Here is a 26,532-nt window from a genome sequence, read left to right on the forward strand (position 1 = left end):
GTGTATTTTTTAAAATTCATCTGTAACACAGCCTTCTGCTGCTGAAGAAACTGTCATCGCATATTTGTACAACAATCCTTTATTTACTTTTAATTCAGGTTTTACCCAATCTTTTTTTCGTCTCTTAATTTCTTCTTCGGAAACTTTAAGCTGAATCGTATTGTTCACCGCATCGATTTCAATGATATCTTCATCATTTACAAATGCTATTAAACCTCCTTCATGTGCTTCTGGGGTAATATGTCCTACCACAAACCCGTGAGTTCCGCCACTGAAGCGCCCATCTGTAATTAAAGCAACACTGTTTCCGAACCCTGCACCGATCAAAGCGCTTGTAGGTTTTAGCATTTCAGGCATTCCCGGTGCGCCTTTTGGACCTTCATTTCTAATAACAATGACATCGCCATGTTTTACATTTCCGCTTTGTATTCCTCTGACCAGTTTTTTTTCTCCGTCAAAAACCCTCGCTTTACCAACAAATTTTTCACCTTCCTTTCCTGTAATTTTTGCAACACTTCCTTTTTCTGCGAGATTGCCGTAGAGAATTCTGATGTGGCCTGTTGGTTTTACGGGTTCAGAAATCGGTTTAATAATTTTTTGCTTTGAAAAATCCAGAGAAGGGATTTGTGCTAAATTTTCTTCCAGTGTTTTCCCTGTAACGGTAAGACAGTCGCCATGTAGTAGACCTTCACTCAATAAATATTTCATAACTGCGGGCGTTCCTCCATGCTCATGAAGATCCTGCATTAAATATTTTCCGCTTGGTTTTAAATCTGCCAAAACAGGCGTTACATCGCTCATTTTCTGAAAATCATCCTGTGTAACGGAAACTCCGATGCTTTTTGCCATTGCAATAAAATGTAATACTGCATTGGTGCTTCCACCCAAAACAATGATCAGGCGGAGCGCATTTTCAAACGCTTTACGCGTCATGATATCTGAAGGTTTGATGTCTTTTTCTAATAAAATCCTGATAAATTTTCCTGCATCAAGACATTCATTTTTCTTTTCTATACTTAAAGCAGGGTTTGAAGACGAATACGGAAGACTCATTCCTAGCGCCTCAATCGCTGAAGCCATCGTATTTGCAGTATACATCCCTCCACAAGCTCCTGCTCCCGGGCAGGAATTTTTAATCACTCCATTAAAATCTTCTTCTGATATTTCACCTGCTATTTTTTGCCCCAACGCTTCAAAAGCCGAAACAATATTTAACTGTTCTCCTTTAAAACATCCCGGAGCAATTGTTCCGCCGTATACCATTATTGATGGTCTGTTTAATCTTCCCATTGCGATGATCGTTCCCGGCATATTTTTATCACAACCTGGCAACGCGATAAGCCCGTCATAATATTGTGCCCCGCAAATTGCTTCAATACTGTCAGCAATAACGTCACGGCTTACTAGAGAATAGCGCATGCCGTCTGTTCCGTTGCTCATTCCGTCGCTTACCCCTATTGTATTGAACACCAAGCCAGCTAAGTCGTTTTTCCAAGTTCCTTTTTTAACGATCTGCGCCAGATCATTGAGGTGCATATTGCAAGTGTTTCCGTCGTAGCCCATGCTTGCGATTCCGATCTGGGCTTTTTGCATGTCTTCATCGGTAAATCCTATTCCGTATAGCATTGCTTTTGCGGCTGGCTGCTCTTGGTTCTGTGTGAATGTTTTTGAATATTTATTTAACATATTATCCTTCGTTTGCTGTTCTTATCATCTCTTTTATAGTATCAGAAATTCCAATTTTTTCGAAATTCATCAATGAAGCTTTACTTAATTTTGACCCAAAGCTACTGGTTGTAATATTTTTTTTATTTTCAATTTTATAAAAATTACAATATTCAATTGTTAGAAAATAGATGTATTTATTTGATATTTAATTATTTACACTCCTACAATCTACAATGATCAAACTCTTACCAGTTTCTGATAAGCCTGCTGTATCTTGTTACTTTCCGTATCTTTCCAGTCTTTAGTAAAAGGAACATCATCCAAAGAATCCAACGCTACAATTTCGGCGGCAGTACCACAAAAAAAGGCGGCATCAGCACCTCTCATTTCTTCAGGTTTAAAGAAGCTTTCTTTAACAGGAATCTGCAATTCTTTACCTATTTCAAAAACCGTTTCACGGGTGATTCCGGGTAGTATATTTCCTTTTGAAGGGGTAAATAAAACGCCATCTTTTTCATAAAAAACATTGGCTCCTGAACTTTCGGCTACGTTTCCTTTTTCATCCAGTACCAAAGCTTCGTCATACCCTTTATCTTTGGCTTCCTGACAGGCTAAAATTGAGTTTACATAATGCCCTCCGACTTTAGCTTCTACCAAAAAAGCCTTCGGATTGGGTCTCTGAAAACTTGAAGTCATAATGCGCATTTTATTGGCTAAATATCCATTACTCCACTCCCATGCTAAAAGGGTAAGTGAAGATTCTTTGCTTTTGGATAAAGACATATTGGGAGAGCAAAAAACCAACGGACGGATGTAAGCGTCACTGAAATTATTCAGTTCTAAAAGTTCGTAGGTAAGATCTGTAAGTTTCTGAGTTGTATATTCAAACGGAATATGCATCAGCTCAGCGGAACGTTTTAGTCGGTCGTAATGTTCTTTAGCTTTAAAAATTTTTGTTCCCTGCTCGGTTTTATAGGATTTGATTCCTTCAAAAACAGAATAACCATAATGAAGTGACTGCCCGTAAAGATCTGTACTTGCCTCTTTTGCTTTTACAAATTGTCCGTTAAAATAAATAAGGGTTTCGTTGTCGTAATACATTTTTTAATATTTAATTTCTTTGTTACAATAAAAAATGCCTTCTCAAAATGTGAGAAGGCATGAATATATAAATAGGTTATATCTTCCGTCTCACAGCCGTAAGCGAATAATAATGACGATGATAATAACTACTAAATGTTGCATAATCTATGAAATAAAAAAAGCCGTTTCAAAATGAAACGGCTTCTATAATTTAAAACAAATTTATTTTTATAATACCGCTTCCTGACTATTGCTGATCACAATAGCTCCAATAATAGAAACGATAATAATATTTTGTTGATTCTTAAAATTCATGAGGCAAATGTACAAACTTCTCAATATTCCGCAAGAGTTTTTAACTTTTTTTATACTTTTTATTTTTTTAAACAAAATTTTGATTTTATTTTTAGCTATCCGAAACATCATGAATCCTCAAAATTTCAGCATTTTATTATAAAATTTTTAAATTTCAACTTCAGACAATCTTTTTAATTCTTCCATTGCATTATTTGCATCATCCACAGAAACAAAAATATGGTCATGGAAATATCCTGCAATTACATTACAGCTAATATTTTTAGAAGTAAGCGCTTTGGAAAATGCAGCCGTTAAACCTACTGCTTCAAGTGAAGAATGAATTTCTAAAGTAATCCAAGAAGCTACAAATTCATATTTGAAATGTAACTGATCGGCCAGTTCTTTTTTAATAATAAAAGTAATGCCCTCTTGTTCTTTAAAAAAGCAAATGATTTCATTCAGATCAATATTGGGTAATTTTTCTACGGTACAGAAAACATATTCGCCATCATTTAAATGAGGTTTCATGGATTGTAATAATGTTTTAAGGTCTTTTTCTCCTGTCATAATAATTTTTTATCGTTTGTGTTGTAAAAAGTCACTGATCGTCTGTGCTGCTTCTGCAACATCATGAACTCTTAATATTTTAGCACCTTGCTCCAAAACTTTTAAATGTAACTTTTGGGTTTCTTCATTAATATCCAAAGCAGATTTCCCCAGAGGTTTGTAAATAAATGATTTTCTGGAAATCCCGATTAATAAAGGAAATTTTTCAAATCCTAAATACTTAACTTCATCAATCATTTTCATTTGATCTTCAACTGTTTTTCCAAAACCAAAACCCGGATCGAGAATAATATCATTGACTCCTTTTTGTAAAAGTTCATTTGTTTTTTCAGAAAAATAACGATTGATTTCCAGCGTAATATCTTCAAATTTAATTTTATCATGCATCTTTTCATAAGACGGATTGACGTGCATCAAAATGTATGGAAGCTTAGTTTCGGCCACTGTATCAAACATTTTCTCATCATATTGTCCGCCCGAAATATCATTAATAATATCAATTCCTTCATTAAAACCAAATTTCACTGTTTCAGCATAAAAAGTATCTAATGAAATTAATGCTTCGGGAAATTCTTTTTTAATCTGAGAAATTAATGTTCCAATTCTCTTTACTTCTTCATCGCTACTCAAAAACTCTGCGTTGGGACGTGTAGATTGTGGCCCAATATCGATAATTTCAGCTCCGTCTTTCAATAATTTTTCTGCATGAAGTAATGCTGATTTTTCATTATTAAATTTTCCTCCGTCTGAAAAAGAATCCGGAGTAAGATTTAAAATTCCCATGATTTTTGGAGTGGTTAAATCGATAAGTCTTCCGTTGCAGTTTATGGAGTGGGAGGGTTTGGGGGTCGGAGGGTTTGAGGGTTGGAGAGTTGGAGAGTTGGAGTGCATGAGAGTTTTAGGGTTGGAGAGTTTGAGTGTTGGAGTTGTAATTTTAAAATTATTTATTAAAAATAATAAAGCTTTAGATTGCAAAGATAAAAACTATAAATTATCCATTCAATAATATGAAACAAGTTCTTATTAAACTCCCAACTCAAACACTAAAACACTCACACACTCCAACTCTCCAACTCCCAAACCCAACCCCTAAAACTCAAAAAAACAATCCCCGATTCCTGCTACCTAAAACCTAATTCGTATATTTGGGCTATTAAGAGAATTTATGCTAAAAACTTCAATACAGTTCGAGAAAGTTATCAATGAATGCCACGAATTATTCAGCAAAAAATTACAGGATTACGGTGCAGCTTGGAGGGTTTTAAGACCGAGCTCAATTACAGATCAAATCTATATTAAAGTCAACAGAATCCGTACGTTACAGATGACTGATGTAAAAATGGTGGATGAAAGTGAAGAAAGCGAATTTATCGCGATCGTAAACTATTCCATCATCGGATTGATACAGCTTGAAAAAGGCCTTTCTAATGATTTTAACGAAAATAAAGAAGAGATTTTAAGTCTTTACGATAAATATTCCGCCGAAGCTAAAGCTTTGATGGAAAGAAAAAATCATGATTATGGTGAAGCCTGGAGAGATATGAGAATTTCTTCGATCACGGATCTTATCTATCAAAAAGTTTTAAGAACGAAGCAAATTGAAGATAACCAAGGTATTACCATCGTTTCTGAAGGTTTAGATGCTAATTATTTCGATATGCTGAATTATGCCGTTTTCTGTCTGATAAAATTCTCTGAAAAACAAGACAACTTCCAACCTAAAACAAGTTAATTATGATCAAAGGTTTATTACGTTTCGTTATTGCTGTTATTTTCATCCTTTCGGGTTTTGTAAAAGCGGTAGATCTGGTAGGTTTTTCCTTCAAAATGGAAGAATACTTCTCTCCTACTGTTTTCAACATGCCATTTTTGGAAAAATTTGCTTTATTATTTTCGATCATTGTCGTTGTTTTAGAGCTTTTGCTTGGATTTATGCTTTTATTAAAATTAAAACTTAAATTCACTCTTTCAGCACTGATCGCGCTTTGTATATTCTTTGGTTTCCTTACTTTTTATTCAGCTTATTTCAATGTAGTAACGGATTGTGGATGTTTTGGGGATGCAATAAAATTCACGCCTTGGCAGAGTTTCGTTAAAGATGTCGTGCTTTTGGTTGGGTTAATCATCGTATTCATCCTTTACAGAAAAGAATTTAAGAAAAAAGACAGTTATACTTTCAGTTCTAAAAAAGAACCTTCCAATACATTTAAATATATTCTTTTAGGGATATTTTCTTTAGGAATGATCTACATTATGGCTCAGGGAATTATGCATGAACCATTAATCGATTTCCGTGATTATAAAGTGGGAACTGATATTAAAAGTGAAAAAGAAAAAATTAATAAAAATCCGTCCGAATACAAAACTTTTTACTCTCTTAAAAATCAAAAAACAGGAGAAATTTTAAAGGTAAATCAGGACGATTATATTAAAGAAACAAAATATTGGGCAGAAGGTTCTCCATGGAAAATCGAGGAAGGAAAAAACGAATCTGTTTTGATAAAAGAAGGTTACAAATCTGAGATCGTTAAGTTTAAAATTGAAGATCCTACGGGTCTTGAAGTGACTGATGAAGTAATCAATGCACCGAAAGCGATTTTGGTTTTCTCTTATCATCCGAAAGAAGTTTCAGCAGATCTATTCAAACAAGTTGAAGCTAAAGTAAAGGCTCAAAAAGGAGCTGTTATTTACGGAGTTTCAACCGATCCGAACACTTTCAAAACTATTAAAAATGCAATGATGGACGGCACTGCCATTAAAACCATCGCAAGAAGCAATCCTTTTATATTGATCTTAGAAAAAGGAAAAATTGTAGATAAAATTCCTGCAAAAGACTATGTTAAATAAAAAATTGTGAATGGTGAATTGTCAATTTAACAATCAACCGTCAACCATAAACTATCAACAAACTATACATTTATATAATGCAAAAATCAAATAAATCTATCGCCGGTTACCATTTGCTGATGATTCTTTCATCTGTAGACGGAGAATTTGCTCCTGAAGAAGGAATGCTTGTTCAACAGTATTTAGCAGATGAATTTCCTTTTAAAATGGACTTGGATAATGAGTTGGAAGTAATCGCTTTACTACAGCCGGAAGAATGGAAAAGTCACTTCGAATTTCACGCTCAATGTTTCTTAGATGATTCTACGGAAGAAGAGCGTTTAAGCTTTGTACAATTTGCTAAAACATTGATTAAGGCTGATAATATCGTTACAGACGAAGAGCATACTTTCTATATTCTTTTAAAAAATATCTGGAAAATTTAATTAATTAAGAAACTAGATGTTAGAAGCTAGAAATTAGTTTAAAATTATACGTCATTTTTGATTTCTAACTTCTAACATCTAATCTCTAACTTCTATATAAAAAATAAAAAACTATGAGAAGAAAAATAGTTGCAGGAAACTGGAAAATGAATAAAAATATAATTGACGCTCAGCAATTGATGGTTCAATTATTAAGTTATAAAAACAACAATACAACAAACTGCGAAGTTTGGATCGCACCTCCATCTTTATACTTAATGATGGCGAAAGATATTTTTGAAAAGGATGAAATCGGTGTATTTTCTCAAGATATGAGCGAGCATGAAAGTGGCGCTTACACAGGAGAAATTTCTGCTGAAATGTTGGAATCTATCGATGCAACAGGTTCTTTAATCGGACACTCTGAAAGAAGACAATACCACGGTGAAACAGATTCTCACTGTAACGTAAAAGTAAAATTAGCTTTGGATAAAGGGTTAATTCCTGTTTACTGTAACGGTGAAACTCTTGAACAAAGAAAAGCTGGTCAACATTTTGAAGTGGTAAAAAACCAGACTGAAGTTGCACTTTTCACGCTTTCTGCGGAAGAAATTAAAAAAGTTGTGATCGCTTACGAACCCGTTTGGGCAATCGGAACTGGAGAAACTGCAAGTCCTGCACAAGCTCAGGAAATCCACGCACACATCAGAAGCATCATCGCTACAAAATACGGACAGGAAGTTGCTGACGAAGTTTCTATCCTTTACGGAGGTTCTGTAAAGCCTGACAATGCAAAAGAGATTTTCTCTCAGCCTGACATTGACGGTGGTTTGATTGGTGGAGCAGCTTTGAAATTAGAAGATTTCTCTAAAATTATTGAAGGTTTTAATTCATAATAATAGAAATAAAAAATATCGAAAACCACCAGATTTGGTGGTTTTTTTATTGTCAGAATATTTTAAAGTTAAAAATAAAATAATGGACTTGATAATTAAAAGCTTTTCCGGATAGAAAATAAACGTAAAGTTCTTTTTTGTAAATCCCTGAAAAAGACTTAGAAAGTGGATAAATAATCTTCTCTTCTTCAGTATAATCTGGAATTGTAATCCCGTGAAACCTTTCAATCTCAACCGCAATCAGATCTATTAAATTATTTTTAGATAATGACATAGTCAGCCTATTATTTTAGTATTAAAAAATTATATACGAAGAATTTTTATTTTCGGATTTGAAAACTTTAAATTCTTTATGAAAATTGATCAACTAATTTTGTACACTAACAAATAACGCCATTTAAAATAAAAAGTCTCCCAAAACTGAGAGACTTTTTCTTGTAAATAAATTAAAAATTATTGAATATCGACTACATACATTGTTCCTTTGTCTACTTTTCCTGTTTTAGGAAGAATTTTGGCTTTTGGAGTTCCGTTTCCGTTATCAACTACTCCAAAATCGTCGTCATTAAAAATGGCTAATTTATTTCCGCCTAAATAGACAATTCCTTCAAACTTATCATGTTCATAACCTATTTTTGAAACCAGATCAACGGCTAACGTTTTAGAAACAGGCTTTAATCCTGCAGTATTGATCTCATCCCAAGTAGATTGTTCAAGGGTTTTATTATTGATTTTTAAACCGTCAGCAGCTGTAAGATCGGTTCCTGTAACATCTGAAGCACCTGTTAAATTTATTCTATAAACCTTTTTAGTTCCGCCTTGTGAACCGAAGTTTCCGTCTCTTTCGATTACCAGAAACTCAGAGTTGCTGATGGCTGTAATATCACAAACAGAATCGGAAGCGCCTCCATCTTGCTTGTATAAATATTGTTTTGTCTGTCCTGTGGCAAGATCAAAAGTCACAATTCTTGTCAATGTTGTATTGGTTGCCAACACTTTTGTAGGAACATACATTGTAGACTGCATGGTGCCTACCAACATTTTTCCGTCCGGCGTCATACACATTCCTTCCATTCCTCTATTTGGTCTTCTTTTGGCTAAAACGGCAGGTAATTTTCTTGTTCCTGTATTTACTCCGATTGGGCTTATTCTTTCAATTTCAACTCCTTCTGCACTATAATGAACGATATGAGGGCCGTATTCATCCGAAACCCAGAATGTACCGTCTGCTGCTGCAACGATACTTTCACTGTCTAAACCGTAATTATCGGTTGGTAAAACACTTCCATCAACTCCGTAGGCAATTTCACCTGTGCTTCCCATTCCGATAGGGTTTGGAAGTCCCGTGATGGGTTGTCCTGAAGGATTTTTAAGTTTAATATATTTTAGCACTTCAATATTTCCATCTGCATTGATCTTAAAATGCATAATTGTGGGTGTGAAGTTTGGAATTAAAAATTTTATTCCGTTTGAATAAGCTATATTCGGACCTCGATCGGTAATAACATAAAATTCTCCCTTTCTTGTTGGATGAGCCGTTGCTCCCGAACCGAAACCTCCGTTGATAACATCCACTCCATTTACCGTTGCTAAAGTTGTGAACGGAAATTCCTGAGGAAGTTTAGAATAATTGATATCCTGATTATTTACATTATCATCATTGTTACAAGCCGTTAAAGCCATGAAGGCAAGAACAGGTAATAAGATTTTTTTCATATTTACTTTTATGGCTGCGAAAGTAAGTATTGAATGTAAACTGATCTTGAATGGAATGATAAATCTGTTTTAAATCTTTTATTTATAATTTTTTAGGAGCTGTTTCCCGCTTTCCGTTGCAATCTTTTTTTGCAAAAAAGGATTTTCACTGCAATCGGGGCTAGGGTTTTAGGAATGGTGGCTTCGAAAACCTCAGCCACCAGGGAATTTTTGTCGTTCTTTCTGAGTATAGCTTCAAAATTCAGTTAACCACAAAGTTTGTCATTCCGGAGGAATCTAGGCTCATTTTGTAGAGCTCAAATTGTAAAATCCTTGCTTAGATTCCTCCGGAATGACAAATTTTATGGGTAATGAGAATCTGCTATTAAAAGGATTTTGAGATTGCTTCGCTCCTCGCAATGACCAAACAAAAAAACGCGCCAAAATTGACGCGTTTCTCTTAATTATCTTTTAAAGAAAATTATTTCTTTTCTTTAGTTGCTCTCTGTAAAACCTCATCTACCATTCCGAATTCTTTCGCTTCGGTAGAAGTCATCCAGTAATCTCTGTCTGACGCTTTTTCTACCCATTCGTAAGTTTGACCAGAATGTTCAGAAATAATGTCATATAATTCTTTTTTCAGCTTCAACATTTCTCTTAAGTTGATCTCCATATCAGAAGCAACACCTTGTGCACCTCCTGAAGGCTGGTGAATCATTACTCTTGAATGTTTAAGCGCAGAACGCTTCCCTTTTTCACCTGCAACCAACAATACAGCTCCCATTGAAGCAGCAATACCTGTACAGATTGTTGCTACATCGGGCTTAATGATCTGCATGGTGTCATAAATTCCTAACCCAGCATATACACTTCCTCCAGGAGAGTTAATGTAAATCTGGATGTCTTTTGAAGGATCTGAACTCTCCAGGAACAAAAGCTGAGCAGTAACAATATTCGCCACCTGATCATCAATTCCTGTTCCCAAGAAGATAATTCTATCCATCATCAAACGAGAGAAAACGTCCATCTGAGCTACGTTCATTCTTCTTTCTTCCATGATGTACGGCGTAAGATTGGTTGGCCCATACATTCCCATATACTGATCGGTAACAAGACCGCTATTTCCTAAATGCTTTACAGAGAAATCTCTGAATTCTTTTTTAATGTCCATATTTCTATTGGTATTATTTTAAATTTATTTGAGATTTAAATTACAACTTTTGTTCCTAAAATTTTATAGGACTTTTTGTCACAGGCGACCAGCCTAATTTATCAATAATCTGCTTAGAAAAGTCATTAAGCATCATAATTTTCTTGATAGAATCGAAATATTTCTCCTGATCCGTGTCACGATAATCCTCAAGCTGTGCTGTTGTCTGCTTGATAATAACGTGAATATAATAATATTTGTGAATTAAAATGTTATTTTCCACTTCTTCTGCAATGTGATCACCCATATTTGGCGGGAAAATATTTCTGGTCGTCCAATCGCTTAATTCATTTGGATTCATTAATGCGTCCGCTACTTTCAAAGTGATATCAGCGTCCATTAAAGTGATGAAAAAGCTTCCTGATCTTAATTCATCATGTTCAATACCTTCTTTAATGCTACCGATAATTTTTTGATTGGTTTCGATCTGAAATTCATACTGTTCTTCCTCAAAATGATTAAGAATTTCCTCAATTACCGTTACTTCATATTCTTCATTCTTATCATTTTCTCGGTGAATAACAACGTCCCCGAACATCAACATCGTATCAATCAACTTATTTTCCTGATGAAGAATATTGAACTGAACGGAATCTATTTCTTTTTCAGGTTTCGGAACAATTTCCAGTTTTGTAGGCTTCTGTTCTTTCTGTTGCTGAATATGTTGCGTCTGATTTTGCGTTACTTGTCTCTGAACATCCAGTTCATTAAACAAACTCTGCTCAGACAATCCGAATTTATTGGAAACTTCCTTTAAATAAACCTCCCTTTTAAGCGCATTCTGAACAAAAGAAACCGATTTTACGATATTTCTGATGGCATCAGCTTTCTTGATCGGATCACTTCCTGCATCTTTTAAAAGGATTTCAGCTTTAAAATCAATAAAATCCATCGCTTCATTTTCGATGAATTTTTCAACATAATCCTGAGGATGTTTTCTCGCAAAAGAATCGGGATCATCGCCTTCCGGGAATAAAAGAACACGAATGTTCATCCCTTCTGTCAGCAACATATCGATGCTTCGGAAACTGGCTTTAATTCCGGCATTATCACCGTCAAAAAGAATCGTTACGTTTTCCGTTAATCTTTTGATAAGCTTGATTTGCTCGGTCGTTAAAGAAGTTCCGGAACTTGCCACAACATTTTCAATTCCTGACATATGCAGTGAAATCACATCCATATATCCTTCTACCAAAAGACAGATATTTTTTCTTGAAATCGCCTGTTTTCCTTGATTTAAGCCATAAAGAACATTTGATTTATGATAAATTTCCGTTTCTGGCGAGTTGAGATATTTTGCTGTTTTGACATTATTTCTAAGGATTCTCGCTCCAAAACCAAGAACTCTGCCCGAAAAACTATGAATCGGGAAAATTACTCTTTCTCGGAAACGATCGATTCCTGCGGGAGAATTTTCAGGGAAAATGGAAAGTCCGGATTTTTCTAAAATTTCTTTTGAATATCCCTTATCTAAAGCAAAAGCAGTGAAAGCATTTTTCTTTTCAGGAGAATATCCCAATTGGAATTTTTTGATGATATCATCTTTAAGCTCACGCTCTTTGAAATAGGCTAAACCAATTGAACGCCCTTCATCAACTTCCCAAAGGAAATTTTGGTAATATTCATTGGCAATTTCGTGGATTTTATAGAGTAAATCTCTTTCAGACTGGGCATTTTTTGCTTCTTCTGAATATTCGCGCTGATCTTCTTCAATTTCAATCCCGTATTTTTTTGCCGCATGGCGAAGCGCTTCAGGATAAGTGAAATTTTCGATTTCCATTAAAAAAGAGATCGCCGTCCCTCCCTGTCCGCTGGAAAAATCTTTCCAGATCTGTTTACTCGCCGAAACTACAAAACTGGGTGTCTTTTCTTCATGAAACGGGCTCAGCCCTTTATAATTAGACCCTGCCCTCTTCAACTGCACATATTCGCCCACGATCTCCTCTACTCTGATCGTGGAAAATATCTTATCAATGGTCTGTTTAGAAATCATGGTGTAAAAATAAGCAATAAGTTTTTTATTCTTAGTACAAAATCAACAGACAGTTTACTCGTAATTCTAAATTTCTATTATCAAAAATTCCTTACAAAAAGCTCATCATTATTGAAAAAACCAATCCCAATCGTGAAAATCAATAGACTTTATTAATAATATAAATATAAATCATTTCCATTATATATCAATTAAATAAACACAAAATAACGATTATAACTAAATTTAATTATAATATTTCAAACATAAACGTTTATTTAAAATATTAATACAAAAAACAAAACACAAATTAATTGATTTATTCAAGCCTTAATTATTAATCATAAATCAAAAAAGATGAAAAAAAATCAAACCTTAAAAAGTTGGGTATTCGTAATTATTTATTTTATTACCACAGGTAATAATTATGCCCAAACAAGTACAGAAAAACAAAATCCTTATTCATTAGGAAAAAGCAGTGAATTTTTAAGACAAATTGAAACACAATTAGCCAAAACAACCAAAAACAACCAAGAAATAAAACTCATGGTATCAAATTCGGAAACATTGGATGCAAAAGTAAATTATCAACAAGAAAAATCTGCTTCGGAAATCCATCTGGAAGGTGAGATATTGAGTAAAGACGCAGGAAGTTTTATCATTATCATTAAAAACAAAAAACTAGATGGAAGGATAATTCTTTTAAAAGATAAAAAAGCTTATTCTTATTATTCAGATAATAAAGAAAGTGCTTTTATAAAAGAAATCGACATTAATAATATGATGTGTGTAGATTTCATTAAAACTTCGATTTCTAATATCGAAAAAATCTCAACCCATCCAAACAAAGAGGCTAAAAATGTTAATATTTCAACTTTACAGAGCTTTCCGGGTGCAGCAGGATGTCTGTTATTAGATTTCAATGGGCATACCGTCCCCGCCGGCAGCGGTTGGAATGGAGGAAATCCTATTGTTGCAGCGCCTTCAGGCATGACAGATGATCAAATTCTGGAAGCCTGGGAAATTACGGCAGAAGATTATCGTCCGTTCAACTTAAATGTGACAACCGACGAAGAAGTCTTCAATAGCTATCCTCAAAACAAGAAAAGAAGATGTATTATTACGACTACAGATGTTGCATCTCCGGGAGGTGCCGGGATTGCTCTTATTAACAGCTTCTCTTCTTTCAGCGACATGCCATGTTGGGCATTCACGTCAGGAGCGGGAACTTCAGGAAAGATTATTGGTGAAATCGCTTCTCATGAACTAGGTCATACCTTAGGGTTAAACCATGACGGACAAGGCCAATACGCTTATTACAGCGGACACGGAGACTGGGCGCCGATCATGGGAGCAAGCTACTATAAGAACGTAACACAATGGAGCAAAGGAGATTATACAAATGCGACAAATCATCAAGATGATCTTGCTATAATTACAAATACAACAAATAATGTAGGGTACAGAGCAGATACTCACGGAAGTACCATTAGCACAGCAACGACTCTAAATCTGTCAGGATCAGCAGAAAACAAAGGCGTTATTGATCATACTGATGATATTGATCTGTTTCAGTTCAATACCGGTGGAGGAAATATAGTTTTAAATATAGAAACTACAGAAAGGCATAGTAATTTACTTTTAAAAGCATCATTATATGACAGCCAAAACGTATTAATAGGCACTTATAAAGGAACCCCTTCCGACCTAAGCGCTCCAATTAACATCAATACCAATCTCAATGCAGGAAATTACTATTTAGCCATCACAGGCATTGGAGACGGAACTGTAGACACAGGCTATACAAGTTATGCTTCTCTAGGAGCTTACACCATTACCGGATCTACTCCATCTCTGAATTCAACATTAGGCGTAACCAGAACAAACAGCAACGTCAGTATGATTAATATTTATCCTAACCCGGTTAAAAACAAATTAAATATTGATTTCGGACCTATTAAAAATAATTATCATGTAGAAATTATAAATACTTTAGGACAGCTAATTCACAAATCCAGTACATCAGAAAAACTTTTAAGTATCCCATTTTCCGATAAACCTTCTGGGTTTTACAGATTAATTATAAAAGACAGTCATAATACTATTGCTAAAGCATTTAGCCTAGTAAAACAATAATTTTTTATATAGTTAATTTATGGAAGCGAGAATTTCAAAATTCTCGCTTTTATTTTTTTTATAAATCACAATACTAAAAACATTACCTTTTTCGCAATGTATTTTCAAGTTTTATTTTACTTATTTTTGAACATTAATTATAGTAAATCATTCATTAAAAATGGAAGTTATTATCAATAAATTAGAAGACTGGCAAGAAGTTGTAGACCAAATAATACCGCAACTACAGCACAACATCTTTTTATTAAAAGGAAATTTAGGAGCAGGAAAAACTACTTTTACCCAGTTTTTGCTTAAAAATTTGGGAAGTCAGGATGAAGTCAACTCTCCTACTTATTCTATTGTCAATGAATATAATACACCAAAAGGAAAAATTTTCCATTTTGATCTTTATCGTTTAAAAAATATTGAAGAAGTGTACGATATCGGTATCGAAGAATACCTCGACAACGCTTTTTTATGCATTATTGAATGGCCGGAAGTCTACGAAGACGAACTTTACGGGCTCAAGTACCACACAATGAGCATTAACAACACAGGCGAACATCGAGAAGTTACATTCGACTAAATATTATGTATCTTTGCTTCATCAATCAACAGCAAAATAATTATCTGTAAGACATAATTGAGTTTAAAGAATGAGTACTACAAATATTTTTACTCCGTTTACTGAGGAAGAATTAATGCCGAAAGAAGAAAAATTGGAGGTTATTAAAAAAGGAAAGCAATTCAGTATTGGAATTCCTAAAGAAACCTGTCTTCACGAGAGAAGAACATGCATCACACCAGATGCAGTACAGGTATTGGTAGAGCACGGCCACGAGATCATTATTGAAGCTGGAGCCGGTGAAGGTTCATTTTTTACAGACCTGCAATATTCTGAATCCGGAGCAAAAATAACGAACGATCCTAAAGAAGCTTTTTCGCAGGATCTTATTCTGAAAATCAACCCTCCTACAGAAGACGAGATTGATTATATGAAGCCTAATACTTATTTGGTTTCAGCACTTCAAATTAATTTAAGAGAGAAAGATTATTTCATAAAATTAGCCGAGAAAAAAATCAACGCTATTGCTTTTGAATTTATCGTTGATGAATACAAGCAACTGGCATTAGTACGATTAATAGGCGAAATTGCAGGAACCGTTTCTATTTTATACGCTTCCGAATTATTAGCTCTATCAAATGGCTTAATGTTAGGCGGAATCACCGGAGTTCGACCTTCCGAAGTTCTTATTCTTGGTGCAGGAATCGTTGGTGAATTTGCAACCAAAGCAGCCATCGGTCTTGGCGCAAGTGTAAGAGTTTTTGATAATTCTTTATCTAAATTAAGAAGACTTCACAGCATTGTTGACAGTCGTGTACCAACTTCCATCATTGATCCAAAGGAATTAAGCAAAGCATTAAGACGTGCAGACGTAGTTATTGGCGCTCTTCCAAGGTTAAATATGCAGCCGATCGTTACCGAAGACATGATTATGAAGATGAAAAAAGGCAGCGTCATCATCGATATCACCATTGATAACGGAAAAGTAATCGAAACATCAGAGCTTACAACAATGGAAAATCCTTACATCATAAAACATGGTGTAATCCATTGCGGACTTCCGAACCTGACGTCAAAAATGCCGAGAACGACTACAAAAGCTATCTCAAACTTTTTCCTTTCTTACATTTTAAATTACGACGAAGAGGGCGGTTTCGAAAACATGCTGACCCGCAAAAACGAAATGAAGCAGAGTTTATATATGTACAAAGGAAGACATACTAAAAAAGTAATCTGCGACCGTTTCGGACTTACTTATCACGATATCAATCTTTTAATTTTCTAATGAAAAAGCTTAAGTTTTATATGATTGGTCTTATTCCAGGACTGATTCTTGTATTTTTTATATTAAACAAAAAAGGGGCAAGCTGCAGCGGTTATTTACCCAACAGCCGTGTAATTGCAGAAACTCTTTCTAAAGATTTTAAGTATTCTGACAGCGCCAAAAGCGAAATGAGTACGTACAAAATCAACGAAAAATTCTTAAAAGACGAAATCATCACGAATGGAAAGGTAGATTTTGATAGAAGTCATGCTCAGAAAAAACCTTGTCCGGATTACGTATTGGTTTATCCAAAAGACAATCCGACTTACGAGGTTACATTTGAGAAATGTGAGGAAATTGTAACGCTGAACAGTCTGAAAAAAATTAAATAAAAATTTCAATGGAAGGCAATTACTACATGATTAATGATTATCTAATATTCATTGGAGTTTTTGCTATTTTCTTTTTTTTGACGGTGAGTATTTATTTATTCAGTCAGAATCAGAAATTTAAGATTCGAAATGCTAAACTTTCAGAAGCTAATAAAATAATCGAACAAAGATTAAACGAAGTTCAGCTGGAACATATCGGCACAAAACTGAACCCGCATTTGTTTAAAAACATCCTTAATTCTGTTCAGTCACATGCCTATCAAACGTACATGTCACTGGATAAATTAGCGAATGTTCTGGATTATATTTTATATGAAAGCAACAATAAATTCGTCAGTCCAAAAGAGGAATTAACCTTTGCTTTAAGCTTAATTGAAATTAATAAAATAAAAATAAATCCACTTTTTGATTTTAGAATCAAATCTAAAATTGATAAATCGGATGAGCTTTTTGAAGAAAAAGTTTTCGCACCGCTGATTTCTGTTGATCTTATTGAAAACGCTTTCAAACATACCGATTTCTTGGCACAGGATTCATTTATTTCCATTCAATTAGAATTGGAAGGCAGAATTTTCACGATGAAAGTAAGTAATAAAGCTTCCTTAAAAAATGTGTTGGAAAAAGAGAAAAGCGGATTTGGAAGTCAGTCTTTAGATCAAAGATTAAAAATGATCTACAATAATTATTATCAGCTTACTAAAAGTTCAAAAAACGGTATCTTCACAGCCGAATTAGTAATTAATTTAGGTGAATTCTATGATAAAATGCGTTATTCTTGATGATGAATTACTGGCAATCAGTTATTTAAAACTTCTATGCGAACAAATTGAGAATGTAGAGGTTGTAAAAGCATTCAACGATCCTAAAATTTTCCTGAACGAAATTGATAATCTCGACTGCAATCTCTGCATCTTAGACATTGAAATGCCCGGAATGACAGGACTTCAAGTGGCCGAACTTATTTCAGATTCAAAAAAAATCATCTTTACGACCGCTTACAAGGAATATGCAGCAGAAGCATTTGATTTAAATGTCGTTGATTATGTAAGAAAACCAATCAAAAAGGAAAGGTTGATCCAAGCTTTTGAAAAAGCCAAAGAATTGGTTTCGGCACCGCAAAAAAAAGATTTCATCGAATGGAATACCAACATCGGGAAAACAATTCTTTTCACAGAACAAATTGCTTATATTAAAACTTCTGAAATCGACAGCCGCGACAAAGACATTATTCTAAATGACGGAACAACAATTGTTCTTAAAAACCTCAGTTTTAAATCACTTCTGGAAATGCTTCCAACAAAAGATTTCGCTCAGGTGAATAAAAAAGAGATCATCGCATTATCTTCCATTAAAATATTTTCTACCAACGAAATTATTACATCAATATCTTTAGATGGAGAGAATTTTATCAAGCTACAAATCGGAGACACCTATAAAAATTCATTATTAGAGATGTTTGGAAAGTAGATTTTTCATACGTTTTCTGTTTCATTACAAATTTAATCCGTTTCATTACATCACCTCTGTTTAAAATATTTGGTCAGCGTATTTTTGCGCCTTGATTAAATGATTTGATAATGAAAAAACTTCTTTATGCTTGTGGAATTCTCATATCCGGACTTTGTTTTTCTCAGGAATCGGCTCCTAAAATAAAAGCATCTTTTTTTGACGGAATTGCAGTGGCCGGATATGTAGATCATGGGGCTTTTATCAATTTTACGGGACCAAATATCAGCTTAACCCACAAAGATGTTAAATTCATTCTGGGAATGCTTCCCTCGTTGAGAATTAAAAACGATAAATCTCCGGGAACTAAAAACAGTGCGATCACTCCGAATCTAGGCGCAGGTCTTACAGTCATTTATAAAAAGATCGCTTTACAACTTCCGGTTTATTATAATTCTAAAACAGCAACAGAAAATGGTGCCTGGAAAATGGGAATCGGACTGGGATATTCCTTCAAATAGGTTTTCATTACATTATTCATGACATTTATTACATTTCAGAAATAAAAATAGTTGTCATCCATATATTCTTAAGAAATTTACACACTTAAATAACGGAGTTATGAACTTGGGGAAATATAAAAATATAATTTTTTACATCAGCACAATAGCATTTTTTTCATGCCTGATGTATTGGTTCTTCGTTGAAGGAAAAACTTTAGAGATCGGAGAAAACATTGCTCCGAGTAAAGCTACAGGTGCTACAATGTGGGAGAATTTCGCAGATTCATTTATGACGAATCTTCATCATCCTTTAGCACTTCTTCTTGCACAGATCGTTACGATCATCATGGTTGCAAAACTTTTCGGATGGGTTTGTGTAAAGCTGAAACAACCGTCAGTTATTGGTGAAATGATCGCCGGTATCGTTTTGGGGCCATCACTTTTTGGACTTTACTTCCCTGAACTTTCAGCATTTATTTTTCCAAAAGAATCACTTCCAAACTTACAGTTTTTGAGCCAGATCGGATTGATCCTTTTCATGTATATCGTAGGAATGGAGCTTGATTTGAGCGTTCTGAGAAAGAAAGCGCACGACGCTGTTGTAATCAGCCACGCAAGTATTATTATTCCTTTTGCGTTAGGAGTTGGACTTTCATATTTTATCTATAAAGAATTTGCGCCGGATGGCATTCAATTCAGTTCCTTTGCCTTATTTATAGCGATTGCAATGAGTATCACGGCTTTTCCTGTTTTGGCGAGAATTGTTCAGGAAAGAAATCTTCACAAAACAAAAATAGGAACCGTTGTTATTACCTGCGCCGCCGCAGATGATATTACCGCATGGTGTATTTTGGCCGCTGTAATTGCAGTTGTGAAAGCAGGATCTTTTTCAGGATCCGTATTCGTTATTTTGATGGCGATTCTTTACGTTTTCATCATGATTAAAGCAGTAAGACCATTCCTTACCAGAATTGCTGAGTCACAAAAAGGAAAAGGCTTCATCAGTAAAGCATTGGTTGCTGTATTTTTCTTAATCTTGATTATTTCATCTTATGCAACAGAAGTTATTGGTATCCATGCGCTTTTTGGAGCATTTATGGCTGGTGCGATCATGCCGGAAAATGTAAAATTCAGAAACCTTTTCATAGAAAAAATAGAAGATGTTGCATTAGTTTTATTACTTCCGCTTTTCTTTGTATTCACGGGATTAAGAACGCAAATCGGATTATTAAATGACCCTCACCTTTGGAAAATTGGAGGATTCATCATTCTTACTGCCGTTACCGGAAAATTCGTAGGAAGCGCACTCGCCGCAAAATTCCTGAAATTAAGTTGGAAAGACAGTCTCACCATTGGTGCATTAATGAACACCAGAGGACTTACCGAGCTTATCGTACTTAATATTGGTTATGATTTGGGAGTTTTAGGCCCAGAATTGTTTGCCATGCTTGTTATCATGGCGTTATTTACTACGTTCATGACAGGCCCTTGCCTTGATCTTATCAATTATCTCTTTAAAGGTAAAAAATCGATCGAGGATGATGAAGACAAAGATAATGATACCAAATATAGAGTTCTTTTATCTTTTGAAACAGCAGAATCCGGAAGCACACTTTTGAAATTAGCTGACAACTTAACCCACAAAATGAATGGGAATAAAAGCGTAACAGCAATGAATATCGCTCCTATTGACGAACTTCACGCCTTTGATATTGATAATTATGAAAAGGAGCAATTCAAGGATGTAATAGAGACTTCTAATGAGCTTAATCTTGAGGTTACGACTCTTTTTAAAGCTTCAACCGATATTGAAAATGACCTTACCAACATTACAAACAAGGGAAATTACGATCTTCTTATAATCATGCTTGGAAAATCAATGTATGAGGGAAGTTTGTTGGGAAGATTATTAGGTTTTACAACTAAAATCATTAATCCTGAAAAGCTTTTAAATACCGTAAAAGGCAAAGGTTACATTTTCAACAACTCTCCTTTTGATGATTCTACCTTACAGATCTTAGATAAAACCAACATTCCGGTTGGAGTTTTGGTTGAAAAAGAATTTGAGTCGGCAGATAAAGTTTTTATTCCAATATTTAATTTAAGCGATTTTTATTTGCTTGAATATGCTAAAAGATTAATTAATAATAACAATTCCCAGATCATTATTCTTGATGCCGGAGGACAGATAAGAAGCAATATTGAGGTTAAAGAATTGATCAGAAGCATTGAACAGGTTGCACCCAATCACATCACACTATATAACGAGAAGAAAATCGAGAAAGAATTTCTGGATTCCCAAGATTTAATGTTAATCAGCAGCAAAAGCTGGAAAAGCCTGATTGACACGAAAAGCCTTTGGTTATCGGATATTCCATCGACGCTTATCATCTCCAATCCATAATTTTGATTTGTATTTTTAAACGAAAAACCAACTTTATAAGTTGGTTTTTTTCATGTGTATTATTTTATTTTTTTGATATTTGTAAATAAATCATTAATTAAAATTAATCTTTGGCACGATTATTTAATATAGACAAGCAACTCATGTTTAATTTGAGTTTTCATGGTTATTAGTTTTTATCCCTGGTTAACCCCAGGGATTTTTATTTTAGTCCATATTTTTAACAAATCTGTAATTATTAATTAAAATCATATTTACATTTTAAGAAATATTTTATACCTTCGCTCTGTGATTATAAACAAAAGAACATATTATTATAGAATTTTAACCTCAAATTTGGGATAGGGATTCTTGTAAACATAACATAAACCTCGTCCTCGGACGGGGTTTTTTATTTTAAAATTTAAAAAGATGAAAATAAGTATTATAGGGGTAGGTCTCATTGGAGGGTCGATTGCTTTAAAATTAAGAGAAAAAGGAATTGCAGATTTCATTTACGGAATCGACAATAATAATGAACATCTTAACCAAGCATTAGATTTAAAAATAATCGATGCTAAAGTTGACCTTGAGTACGGAATAAAAAATTCCGATCTTATTATTCTTGCTATTCCTGTAGATTCTGCAAGGAAAATTTTGCCTAGCATTTTAGAGCTTATTTCAGAAAACCAAACGGTAATGGATGCAGGCTCTACCAAAGCTGGAATTGTTGCTGCCGTAAAAGACCACCCAAAACGTTCAAGATTTGTAGCTTTTCACCCGATGTGGGGAACGGAAAACAATGGTCCGAAATCGGCTGTTTCAGAGAGTTTTTCAGGAAAAGCAGGAGTTATCTGCAATAAAGAAGAATCTGCAGAAGACGCTTTACATTTAGTTGAAAAAATTGTTGAAAGTCTTGATATGCATTTGATTTATATGAATGCAGAAGCTCACGATGTTCATACTGCTTATATTTCGCATATTTCACACATCACGTCTTATGCTCTAGCGAATACCGTTTTAGAAAAGGAACGTGAAGAAGAAACTATTTTCCAATTGGCGAGTTCCGGTTTTTCGAGCACGGTTCGTTTGGCAAAATCTCATCCTGAAATGTGGGTTCCGATCTTTAAACAAAACAAAGAAAATGTTTTAGATGTTTTGAATGAGCATATTTCTCAGTTAAGAAAGTTCAAAGTCGCCTTGGAAAAAGAGAATTACGAGTATTTAGGAGAATTGATTTCTAATGCGAATAAAATAAGGGGAATACTTGATAAATAGGTTATTTTTCTTTTGTCTTGAAACAAAAGAAACAAAAATTCAAGACTGGAAACTTCGGCTAAAAATTAAAATTTAATACTAAAATCTCTAAAACTCACGCGAGTTTAAAATAAATTAAAAAAATCCTTAAATCGTGTGATTTAAGGATTTTTATTTGTAATTATATCTGATATTTCAATAGAAAATTTAACACTCAGGGACGTTGACCGCAATTGCCAAACCTCCTTCCGAAGTTTCTTTAAATCTGTCATTCATTGATAATGCAGTTTCCCACATCGTTTGAACAACCTGATCTAAGCTTACTTTCGCTTTTGTAGGATCACTCTCAAGAGCGATATTAGCAGCAGTGATTGCTTTTATAGCGCCCATCGTATTTCTTTCAATACAAGGAATCTGAACTAAGCCTTTGATCGGATCACAAGTTAATCCTAAATGATGCTCCATCGCAATTTCAGCAGCCATTAAAACCTGACCAACGCTTCCACCAAGAATCTCCGTTAATCCTGCTGCAGCCATTGCTGATGAAACTCCGACTTCAGCCTGACAGCCGCCCATTGCTGCGGAAATTGTTGCATTCTTTTTGAATAATGTTCCGATTTCTCCCGCAACGAGTAAAAATCTTGCAATATCGTCTTCACTGTTGAATGGTGTAAAAGCCTGAGAATACATTAATACAGCAGGAATCACCCCACTCGCTCCGTTGGTAGGAGCTGTAATAATTCTTCCAAAAGCTGCATTTTCTTCATTTACAGCCAATGCAAAACACGCAATCCATTTATTGATATTGGTGAAGTTTTCTTCGGCATCTATAACCATTTGAAACCATTCATCCTTATTTTTATAGATCTTATCTTCGCCTAATAATTTTCTGTTGATTCCGGCAGCTCGTCTGGTAACATTCAGTCCACCGGGAAGAATTCCTTCTTTGTTTACGCCTTTATAAATACATTCTTTAATCTGTTTCCAGATGTAAAGTGCTTCGGCTCTTGTTTCGTCTTGGGTTCTCCAGCTTTCTTCATTAATTAAAATTAAATCTGACATTTTGCTAAAGCCCAATTTCTCACAGTATTTTACAATATCTGCAGCCTTATGACAAGGATACAAAGTACGCACACACTGCTTTTCTATCGAGTTTTTCTCCTGACTTGCGATAAAACCTCCTCCAACAGAATAAAAATCCTGAACAAGTTCGGTTCCATCTTCAAAAATAGCTTTGAAAATCATTCCGTTTGGATGAAAATCAAGAGATTTTTGCATATTTAAAACCAAATGATGCCCGTAAATAAAAGGGATTTCTTTTTCACCACCCAGATTTAGGATTTGAGTATTTTTTATTTCCTCTATTTTCTCATCAATTTTTGATGTATTGATTGTCTTAAAATCTTCACCATTCAAACCAAGCATTCCGGCAATATCGGTTCCGTGACCGATTCCCGTTTTAGCTAATGAACCGAAAAATTCAAGAAAAACTTCCTTCACCTCAGCAATTGATCTTTCCCTCTTAATAATCCTGATAAATGCAGACGCCGCATTCCAAGGTCCCATCGTATGCGAACTTGACGGACCTATTCCTACTTTAATAATCTCAAAAACCGATATTGATTCCATATAAATGATTCATCATTTTTTCCTACATACAAAGATACACCATAAATCGAAAAGCAAAAGCCGGAGATGAAAATTCAACTCCGGCTTTCAAATTAAAACTATATGAACGCAATATGATTTAAAATATCAATAGTGAATAGTGAATTTTGCTTCGCAAGTGAATTTTAGAAAATTGACAGCAAAACTAATTGACAATTCACCTTTCACCTTATCAGCAAATACTTTCTTCGTGTTGAGAAAGGTCAAGTCCCATATCCTCAGCTTCTTCCGAAACCCTCAACGTAATAATACTGTCCGTGATTTTATATAATAGTAACGATCCAAAAAATGCAAATATTGAGACCAAAACCAACGCCATCATGTGATGTGCAAAAACTTCAAAACCACCGTGAAGAAGGCTCGCATTTTCTCCATGTGCAAATATTGCTGTTAAAATCATTCCCATAATCCCCCCTACTCCATGACAGGCGAAGACATCCAATGTGTCGTCGATCTTTTTTAAAGCTTTCCAATTTAACATTACATTAGAAACTATAGCCGAAATAAAACCTATGAAAAGACTTTCTGCGATAGAGACAAAGCCACATCCGGGAGTAATTGCGACAAGTCCAACAACCGCGCCGATACAGGCTCCCAAAGCTGAAACACTTCGTCCATTGATTCTGTCAAAAAATATCCAGGTCATCATTGCTGATGCAGAAGCGATTGTTGTTGTTCCAAAAGCGGTTGCAGCCGTTGCATTGGCAGCCAAAGCAGAACCTGCATTAAAACCGAACCATCCGAACCAAAGCATTCCGGTTCCCAAAAGGACAAAAGGAATATTTGAAGGCTCATGATGCGGATTTTTCCTGTTTCCTAAAACGATTGCTCCGGCCAACGCTGCAAACCCCGCACTCATGTGAACGACTGTTCCGCCTGCGAAATCTTTAACTCCAAAATATTTATTTAAAAGTCCTTCCGGATGCCAAACCATATGACAAAGCGGTGCATAGATGAAAATACTGAAAAGCACCATGAATAGTAAATAAGAAATAAAACGCACTCTTTCTGCAAATGATCCAGTGATTAAAGCAGGAGTTATTACCGCAAACTTCATCTGAAACAAAGCAAAAAGTACAAATGGTATCGTAGAAGCCATCATTTTATGAGGTAAAACTCCTACACGACTGAAAAAAGGATAGCTTAACGGATTTCCAATGATACCATAATGTACCCCATTAATCTCAAAACCTAAAGAATCCCCAAAAGATAAAGAAAAGCCAACCACCACCCAAAGAATGGAAATTACACCCAACGCAATAAAACTTTGAAGCATTGTAGAAATTACATTTTTCTTACCGACCATTCCGCCGTAGAAAAATGATAAACCAGGAGTCATAAGCAAAACAAGACCTGCAGCAGCCAAAATCCAGGCCACATCGGCACCAACGATTTTATCTTCGCCTAAAAACTCTCCGTTATTTGGAAAATCAACGATTGGACTCCAAAATAAACCGCCTATTGCAATAAGAGCAATTGTGGTAAATGAGACAATCCATTTTAACCCTACTTTCATGAAATTTTAATTTAACCCCTTCAAAAGTAAGAATTAATTTCATAAAAACATAAATTAAAACACAGAACCCCTATAAATTTTATATTAAATTTAAGTAAACATAATTTTTAAAGTAAAAACACCTCATTCAACACTTTTGAAACTTCTTTATATTTCGTCGCAGGAAATAAATGTGTTCCGCCTTTAATAATATAATTTGGTTTTGAATTTTTAACAGGAAAAACAAGATCTCGATCTCCTAATATTTGAATAACATTTGGATTTTCTTCAAATTTCCACTCAGAAACTTTTTCTACTGACCATTTTAAATAATAAGGGTCGCGGACTTTGAAATATTGCAGGATTTTTGGATTTTTAGGATCAAATAATTTTCTGACCACAGAATATACATTCGCAGCCCTGTCATTAAAAAGACTTAATGGAAGAACTCTTGGAATCTTTGTAACCTCACCCGTTCTTATGAATTTTGATTTTTCTCTATCAGACTTAATACTTCCTAAAATAACTACTTTTTCGGCCGGTTTTATTTTATTGATTTCCTGAACAATAATTCCTCCAAATGAATATCCTAAAAGACAAAAAGGCTCTGAAACATCAATCTTTTCAGCCATTCTTTCAACATAAAGAGGAAGAGATTCATTTTTTTCAGGAATCAACCAATCAATAAAAACAATTTCGCAATGCTCGGGAAATTGTATTCTTTCAAGCACTTTAAAATCTGCACCAAGGCCACTTACTACATAAATTTTCATATTACTAAAATAAAAAAAAAGCATCAAAA

General features: G+C 34.6%; 25 protein-coding genes. 14 read left to right on the forward strand and 11 right to left on the reverse strand.

Annotation, left to right across the window (positions count from 1 at the left end):
• Positions 1-9 precede the first annotated feature (9 nt).
• From ilvD to folP, 4 genes are all read right to left on the reverse strand, one after another.
• The gene (ilvD, locus tag AC1Q7L_RS10750; protein WP_492305969.1) at positions 10-1,686 is read right to left on the reverse strand and encodes a dihydroxy-acid dehydratase; all 1,677 of its coding nucleotides are present in this window, start codon (positions 1,684-1,686) and stop codon (positions 10-12) included.
• Between the two features lie 219 nt (positions 1,687-1,905).
• The gene (locus AC1Q7L_RS10755; protein WP_492305970.1) at positions 1,906-2,769 is read right to left on the reverse strand and encodes a branched-chain amino acid transaminase; all 864 of its coding nucleotides are present in this window, start codon (positions 2,767-2,769) and stop codon (positions 1,906-1,908) included.
• A 444-nt stretch (positions 2,770-3,213) separates the two neighbouring features.
• A complete protein-coding gene (locus AC1Q7L_RS10760; protein WP_492305971.1) occupies positions 3,214-3,615 on the reverse strand; it encodes an ACT domain-containing protein in 402 nt (133 codons plus the stop codon).
• Between the two features lie 9 nt (positions 3,616-3,624).
• Positions 3,625-4,398, reverse strand: a complete 774-nt coding sequence (folP, locus tag AC1Q7L_RS10765) for a dihydropteroate synthase (RefSeq protein ID WP_492305972.1) — start codon at positions 4,396-4,398, stop codon at positions 3,625-3,627.
• Here folP and AC1Q7L_RS10770 point away from each other — a divergent pair.
• The 5 genes from AC1Q7L_RS10770 to tpiA all read left to right on the forward strand — a co-directional run bounded on the left by AC1Q7L_RS10770 (position 4,397) and on the right by tpiA (position 7,762).
• Positions 4,397-4,621, forward strand: a complete 225-nt coding sequence (locus tag AC1Q7L_RS10770) for a hypothetical protein (protein ID WP_492305973.1) — start codon at positions 4,397-4,399, stop codon at positions 4,619-4,621. The two genes, folP and AC1Q7L_RS10770, sit on opposite strands and share 2 nt — an antisense overlap.
• A 159-nt stretch (positions 4,622-4,780) precedes the next feature.
• Positions 4,781-5,347, forward strand: coding sequence for a DUF1599 domain-containing protein (locus tag AC1Q7L_RS10775; protein WP_492305974.1), 567 nt, complete (start codon positions 4,781-4,783; stop codon positions 5,345-5,347).
• 2 nt (positions 5,348-5,349) lie between these two features.
• The gene (locus tag AC1Q7L_RS10780) at positions 5,350-6,462 is read left to right on the forward strand and encodes a BT_3928 family protein (RefSeq protein ID WP_492305975.1); all 1,113 of its coding nucleotides are present in this window, start codon (positions 5,350-5,352) and stop codon (positions 6,460-6,462) included.
• Positions 6,463-6,539: 77 nt separating this feature from the next.
• Entirely contained in the window at positions 6,540-6,887 is a 348-nt protein-coding gene (locus AC1Q7L_RS10785) for a tellurite resistance TerB family protein (RefSeq protein ID WP_410693821.1), read from the forward strand.
• A 113-nt stretch (positions 6,888-7,000) separates the two neighbouring features.
• Positions 7,001-7,762 (forward strand): triose-phosphate isomerase, encoded by a 762-nt coding sequence (gene tpiA, locus AC1Q7L_RS10790; protein WP_492305976.1) that lies wholly within the window; start codon positions 7,001-7,003, stop codon positions 7,760-7,762.
• 52 nt (positions 7,763-7,814) lie between these two features.
• Here the strand turns inward: tpiA and AC1Q7L_RS10795 are convergent, their stop codons facing one another.
• The 4 genes from AC1Q7L_RS10795 to dnaG form a co-directional block, all read right to left on the reverse strand.
• Positions 7,815-8,036: a hypothetical protein gene (locus AC1Q7L_RS10795; RefSeq protein WP_066750892.1), complete on the reverse strand. Its 222-nt coding sequence runs from the start codon at positions 8,034-8,036 to the stop codon at positions 7,815-7,817.
• Positions 8,037-8,215: 179 nt separating this feature from the next.
• Positions 8,216-9,478, reverse strand: coding sequence for an esterase-like activity of phytase family protein (locus AC1Q7L_RS10800; protein ID WP_492305977.1), 1,263 nt, complete (start codon positions 9,476-9,478; stop codon positions 8,216-8,218).
• A gap of 460 nt (positions 9,479-9,938) precedes the next feature.
• Positions 9,939-10,628: an ATP-dependent Clp endopeptidase proteolytic subunit ClpP gene (gene clpP / locus AC1Q7L_RS10805; protein WP_066750894.1), complete on the reverse strand. Its 690-nt coding sequence runs from the start codon at positions 10,626-10,628 to the stop codon at positions 9,939-9,941.
• 55 nt (positions 10,629-10,683) lie between these two features.
• The gene (gene dnaG / locus AC1Q7L_RS10810) at positions 10,684-12,660 is read right to left on the reverse strand and encodes a DNA primase (protein WP_492305978.1); all 1,977 of its coding nucleotides are present in this window, start codon (positions 12,658-12,660) and stop codon (positions 10,684-10,686) included.
• Between the two features lie 336 nt (positions 12,661-12,996).
• Here dnaG and AC1Q7L_RS10815 point away from each other — a divergent pair, with 336 nt between their 5' ends.
• From AC1Q7L_RS10815 to AC1Q7L_RS10855, 9 genes are all read left to right on the forward strand, one after another.
• Positions 12,997-14,775 carry a T9SS type A sorting domain-containing protein gene (locus AC1Q7L_RS10815; protein WP_492305979.1) on the forward strand — a complete coding sequence of 593 codons (1,779 nt, stop codon included), beginning with the start codon at positions 12,997-12,999 and terminating at the stop codon, positions 14,773-14,775.
• Between the two features lie 160 nt (positions 14,776-14,935).
• The gene (gene tsaE, locus AC1Q7L_RS10820) at positions 14,936-15,343 is read left to right on the forward strand and encodes a tRNA (adenosine(37)-N6)-threonylcarbamoyltransferase complex ATPase subunit type 1 TsaE (RefSeq protein ID WP_410693826.1); all 408 of its coding nucleotides are present in this window, start codon (positions 14,936-14,938) and stop codon (positions 15,341-15,343) included.
• 70 nt (positions 15,344-15,413) lie between these two features.
• Positions 15,414-16,607, forward strand: coding sequence for an alanine dehydrogenase (locus AC1Q7L_RS10825; protein WP_410693827.1), 1,194 nt, complete (start codon positions 15,414-15,416; stop codon positions 16,605-16,607).
• The gene (locus AC1Q7L_RS10830) at positions 16,607-16,978 is read left to right on the forward strand and encodes a hypothetical protein (protein WP_410693828.1); all 372 of its coding nucleotides are present in this window, start codon (positions 16,607-16,609) and stop codon (positions 16,976-16,978) included. The genes AC1Q7L_RS10825 and AC1Q7L_RS10830 overlap by 1 nt, the downstream gene beginning before the upstream one ends.
• An 8-nt stretch (positions 16,979-16,986) precedes the next feature.
• Complete coding sequence (locus tag AC1Q7L_RS10835; RefSeq protein WP_492305980.1) at positions 16,987-17,757, forward strand: histidine kinase; 771 nt, start codon at positions 16,987-16,989, stop codon at positions 17,755-17,757.
• Complete coding sequence (locus AC1Q7L_RS10840; RefSeq protein WP_492305981.1) at positions 17,735-18,445, forward strand: LytR/AlgR family response regulator transcription factor; 711 nt, start codon at positions 17,735-17,737, stop codon at positions 18,443-18,445. Before AC1Q7L_RS10835 ends, AC1Q7L_RS10840 begins: the two co-directional genes overlap by 23 nt.
• A gap of 110 nt (positions 18,446-18,555) precedes the next feature.
• Complete coding sequence (locus tag AC1Q7L_RS10845; protein WP_492305982.1) at positions 18,556-18,945, forward strand: hypothetical protein; 390 nt, start codon at positions 18,556-18,558, stop codon at positions 18,943-18,945.
• 100 nt (positions 18,946-19,045) lie between these two features.
• Positions 19,046-21,331: a cation:proton antiporter gene (locus tag AC1Q7L_RS10850; protein WP_492305983.1), complete on the forward strand. Its 2,286-nt coding sequence runs from the start codon at positions 19,046-19,048 to the stop codon at positions 21,329-21,331.
• Positions 21,332-21,742: 411 nt separating this feature from the next.
• Positions 21,743-22,588, forward strand: coding sequence for a prephenate dehydrogenase (locus AC1Q7L_RS10855; RefSeq protein ID WP_492305984.1), 846 nt, complete (start codon positions 21,743-21,745; stop codon positions 22,586-22,588).
• 186 nt (positions 22,589-22,774) lie between these two features.
• Here AC1Q7L_RS10855 and AC1Q7L_RS10860 read toward each other — a convergent pair whose 3' ends face one another.
• The 3 genes from AC1Q7L_RS10860 to AC1Q7L_RS10870 form a co-directional block, all read right to left on the reverse strand.
• Entirely contained in the window at positions 22,775-24,196 is a 1,422-nt protein-coding gene (locus tag AC1Q7L_RS10860; protein ID WP_492305985.1) for an L-serine ammonia-lyase, read from the reverse strand.
• 211 nt (positions 24,197-24,407) lie between these two features.
• Positions 24,408-25,751, reverse strand: a complete 1,344-nt coding sequence (locus tag AC1Q7L_RS10865; protein ID WP_066750906.1) for an ammonium transporter — start codon at positions 25,749-25,751, stop codon at positions 24,408-24,410.
• Positions 25,752-25,858: 107 nt separating this feature from the next.
• A complete protein-coding gene (locus tag AC1Q7L_RS10870) occupies positions 25,859-26,503 on the reverse strand; it encodes an alpha/beta hydrolase (RefSeq protein WP_410693836.1) in 645 nt (214 codons plus the stop codon).
• Positions 26,504-26,532: the final 29 nt, after the last annotated feature.

Source organism: Chryseobacterium sp. GW823-FHT05E08 (assembly GCF_058795655.1).

Excerpts from the sequence above, each read along its gene's own strand:
- ilvD (WP_492305969.1), bottom strand. The coding sequence starts at position 1,686 with ATGTTAAATAAATATTCAAAAACATTCACACAGAACCAAGAGCAGCCA.
- AC1Q7L_RS10755 (WP_492305970.1), bottom strand. The coding sequence starts at position 2,769 with ATGTATTACGACAACGAAACCCTTATTTATTTTAACGGACAATTTGTA.
- AC1Q7L_RS10760 (WP_492305971.1), bottom strand. The coding sequence starts at position 3,615 with ATGACAGGAGAAAAAGACCTTAAAACATTATTACAATCCATGAAACCT.
- AC1Q7L_RS10770 (WP_492305973.1), top strand. The coding sequence starts at position 4,397 with ATGATTTTTGGAGTGGTTAAATCGATAAGTCTTCCGTTGCAGTTTATG.
- folP (WP_492305972.1), bottom strand. The coding sequence starts at position 4,398 with ATGGGAATTTTAAATCTTACTCCGGATTCTTTTTCAGACGGAGGAAAA.
- AC1Q7L_RS10775 (WP_492305974.1), top strand. The coding sequence starts at position 4,781 with ATGCTAAAAACTTCAATACAGTTCGAGAAAGTTATCAATGAATGCCAC.
- AC1Q7L_RS10780 (WP_492305975.1), top strand. The coding sequence starts at position 5,350 with ATGATCAAAGGTTTATTACGTTTCGTTATTGCTGTTATTTTCATCCTT.
- AC1Q7L_RS10785 (WP_410693821.1), top strand. The coding sequence starts at position 6,540 with ATGCAAAAATCAAATAAATCTATCGCCGGTTACCATTTGCTGATGATT.
- tpiA (WP_492305976.1), top strand. The coding sequence starts at position 7,001 with ATGAGAAGAAAAATAGTTGCAGGAAACTGGAAAATGAATAAAAATATA.
- AC1Q7L_RS10795 (WP_066750892.1), bottom strand. The coding sequence starts at position 8,036 with ATGTCATTATCTAAAAATAATTTAATAGATCTGATTGCGGTTGAGATT.
- AC1Q7L_RS10800 (WP_492305977.1), bottom strand. The coding sequence starts at position 9,478 with ATGAAAAAAATCTTATTACCTGTTCTTGCCTTCATGGCTTTAACGGCT.
- clpP (WP_066750894.1), bottom strand. The coding sequence starts at position 10,628 with ATGGACATTAAAAAAGAATTCAGAGATTTCTCTGTAAAGCATTTAGGA.
- dnaG (WP_492305978.1), bottom strand. The coding sequence starts at position 12,660 with ATGATTTCTAAACAGACCATTGATAAGATATTTTCCACGATCAGAGTA.
- AC1Q7L_RS10815 (WP_492305979.1), top strand. The coding sequence starts at position 12,997 with ATGAAAAAAAATCAAACCTTAAAAAGTTGGGTATTCGTAATTATTTAT.
- tsaE (WP_410693826.1), top strand. The coding sequence starts at position 14,936 with ATGGAAGTTATTATCAATAAATTAGAAGACTGGCAAGAAGTTGTAGAC.
- AC1Q7L_RS10825 (WP_410693827.1), top strand. The coding sequence starts at position 15,414 with ATGAGTACTACAAATATTTTTACTCCGTTTACTGAGGAAGAATTAATG.
- AC1Q7L_RS10830 (WP_410693828.1), top strand. The coding sequence starts at position 16,607 with ATGAAAAAGCTTAAGTTTTATATGATTGGTCTTATTCCAGGACTGATT.
- AC1Q7L_RS10835 (WP_492305980.1), top strand. The coding sequence starts at position 16,987 with ATGGAAGGCAATTACTACATGATTAATGATTATCTAATATTCATTGGA.
- AC1Q7L_RS10840 (WP_492305981.1), top strand. The coding sequence starts at position 17,735 with ATGATAAAATGCGTTATTCTTGATGATGAATTACTGGCAATCAGTTAT.
- AC1Q7L_RS10845 (WP_492305982.1), top strand. The coding sequence starts at position 18,556 with ATGAAAAAACTTCTTTATGCTTGTGGAATTCTCATATCCGGACTTTGT.
- AC1Q7L_RS10850 (WP_492305983.1), top strand. The coding sequence starts at position 19,046 with ATGAACTTGGGGAAATATAAAAATATAATTTTTTACATCAGCACAATA.
- AC1Q7L_RS10855 (WP_492305984.1), top strand. The coding sequence starts at position 21,743 with ATGAAAATAAGTATTATAGGGGTAGGTCTCATTGGAGGGTCGATTGCT.
- AC1Q7L_RS10860 (WP_492305985.1), bottom strand. The coding sequence starts at position 24,196 with ATGGAATCAATATCGGTTTTTGAGATTATTAAAGTAGGAATAGGTCCG.
- AC1Q7L_RS10865 (WP_066750906.1), bottom strand. The coding sequence starts at position 25,751 with ATGAAAGTAGGGTTAAAATGGATTGTCTCATTTACCACAATTGCTCTT.
- AC1Q7L_RS10870 (WP_410693836.1), bottom strand. The coding sequence starts at position 26,503 with ATGAAAATTTATGTAGTAAGTGGCCTTGGTGCAGATTTTAAAGTGCTT.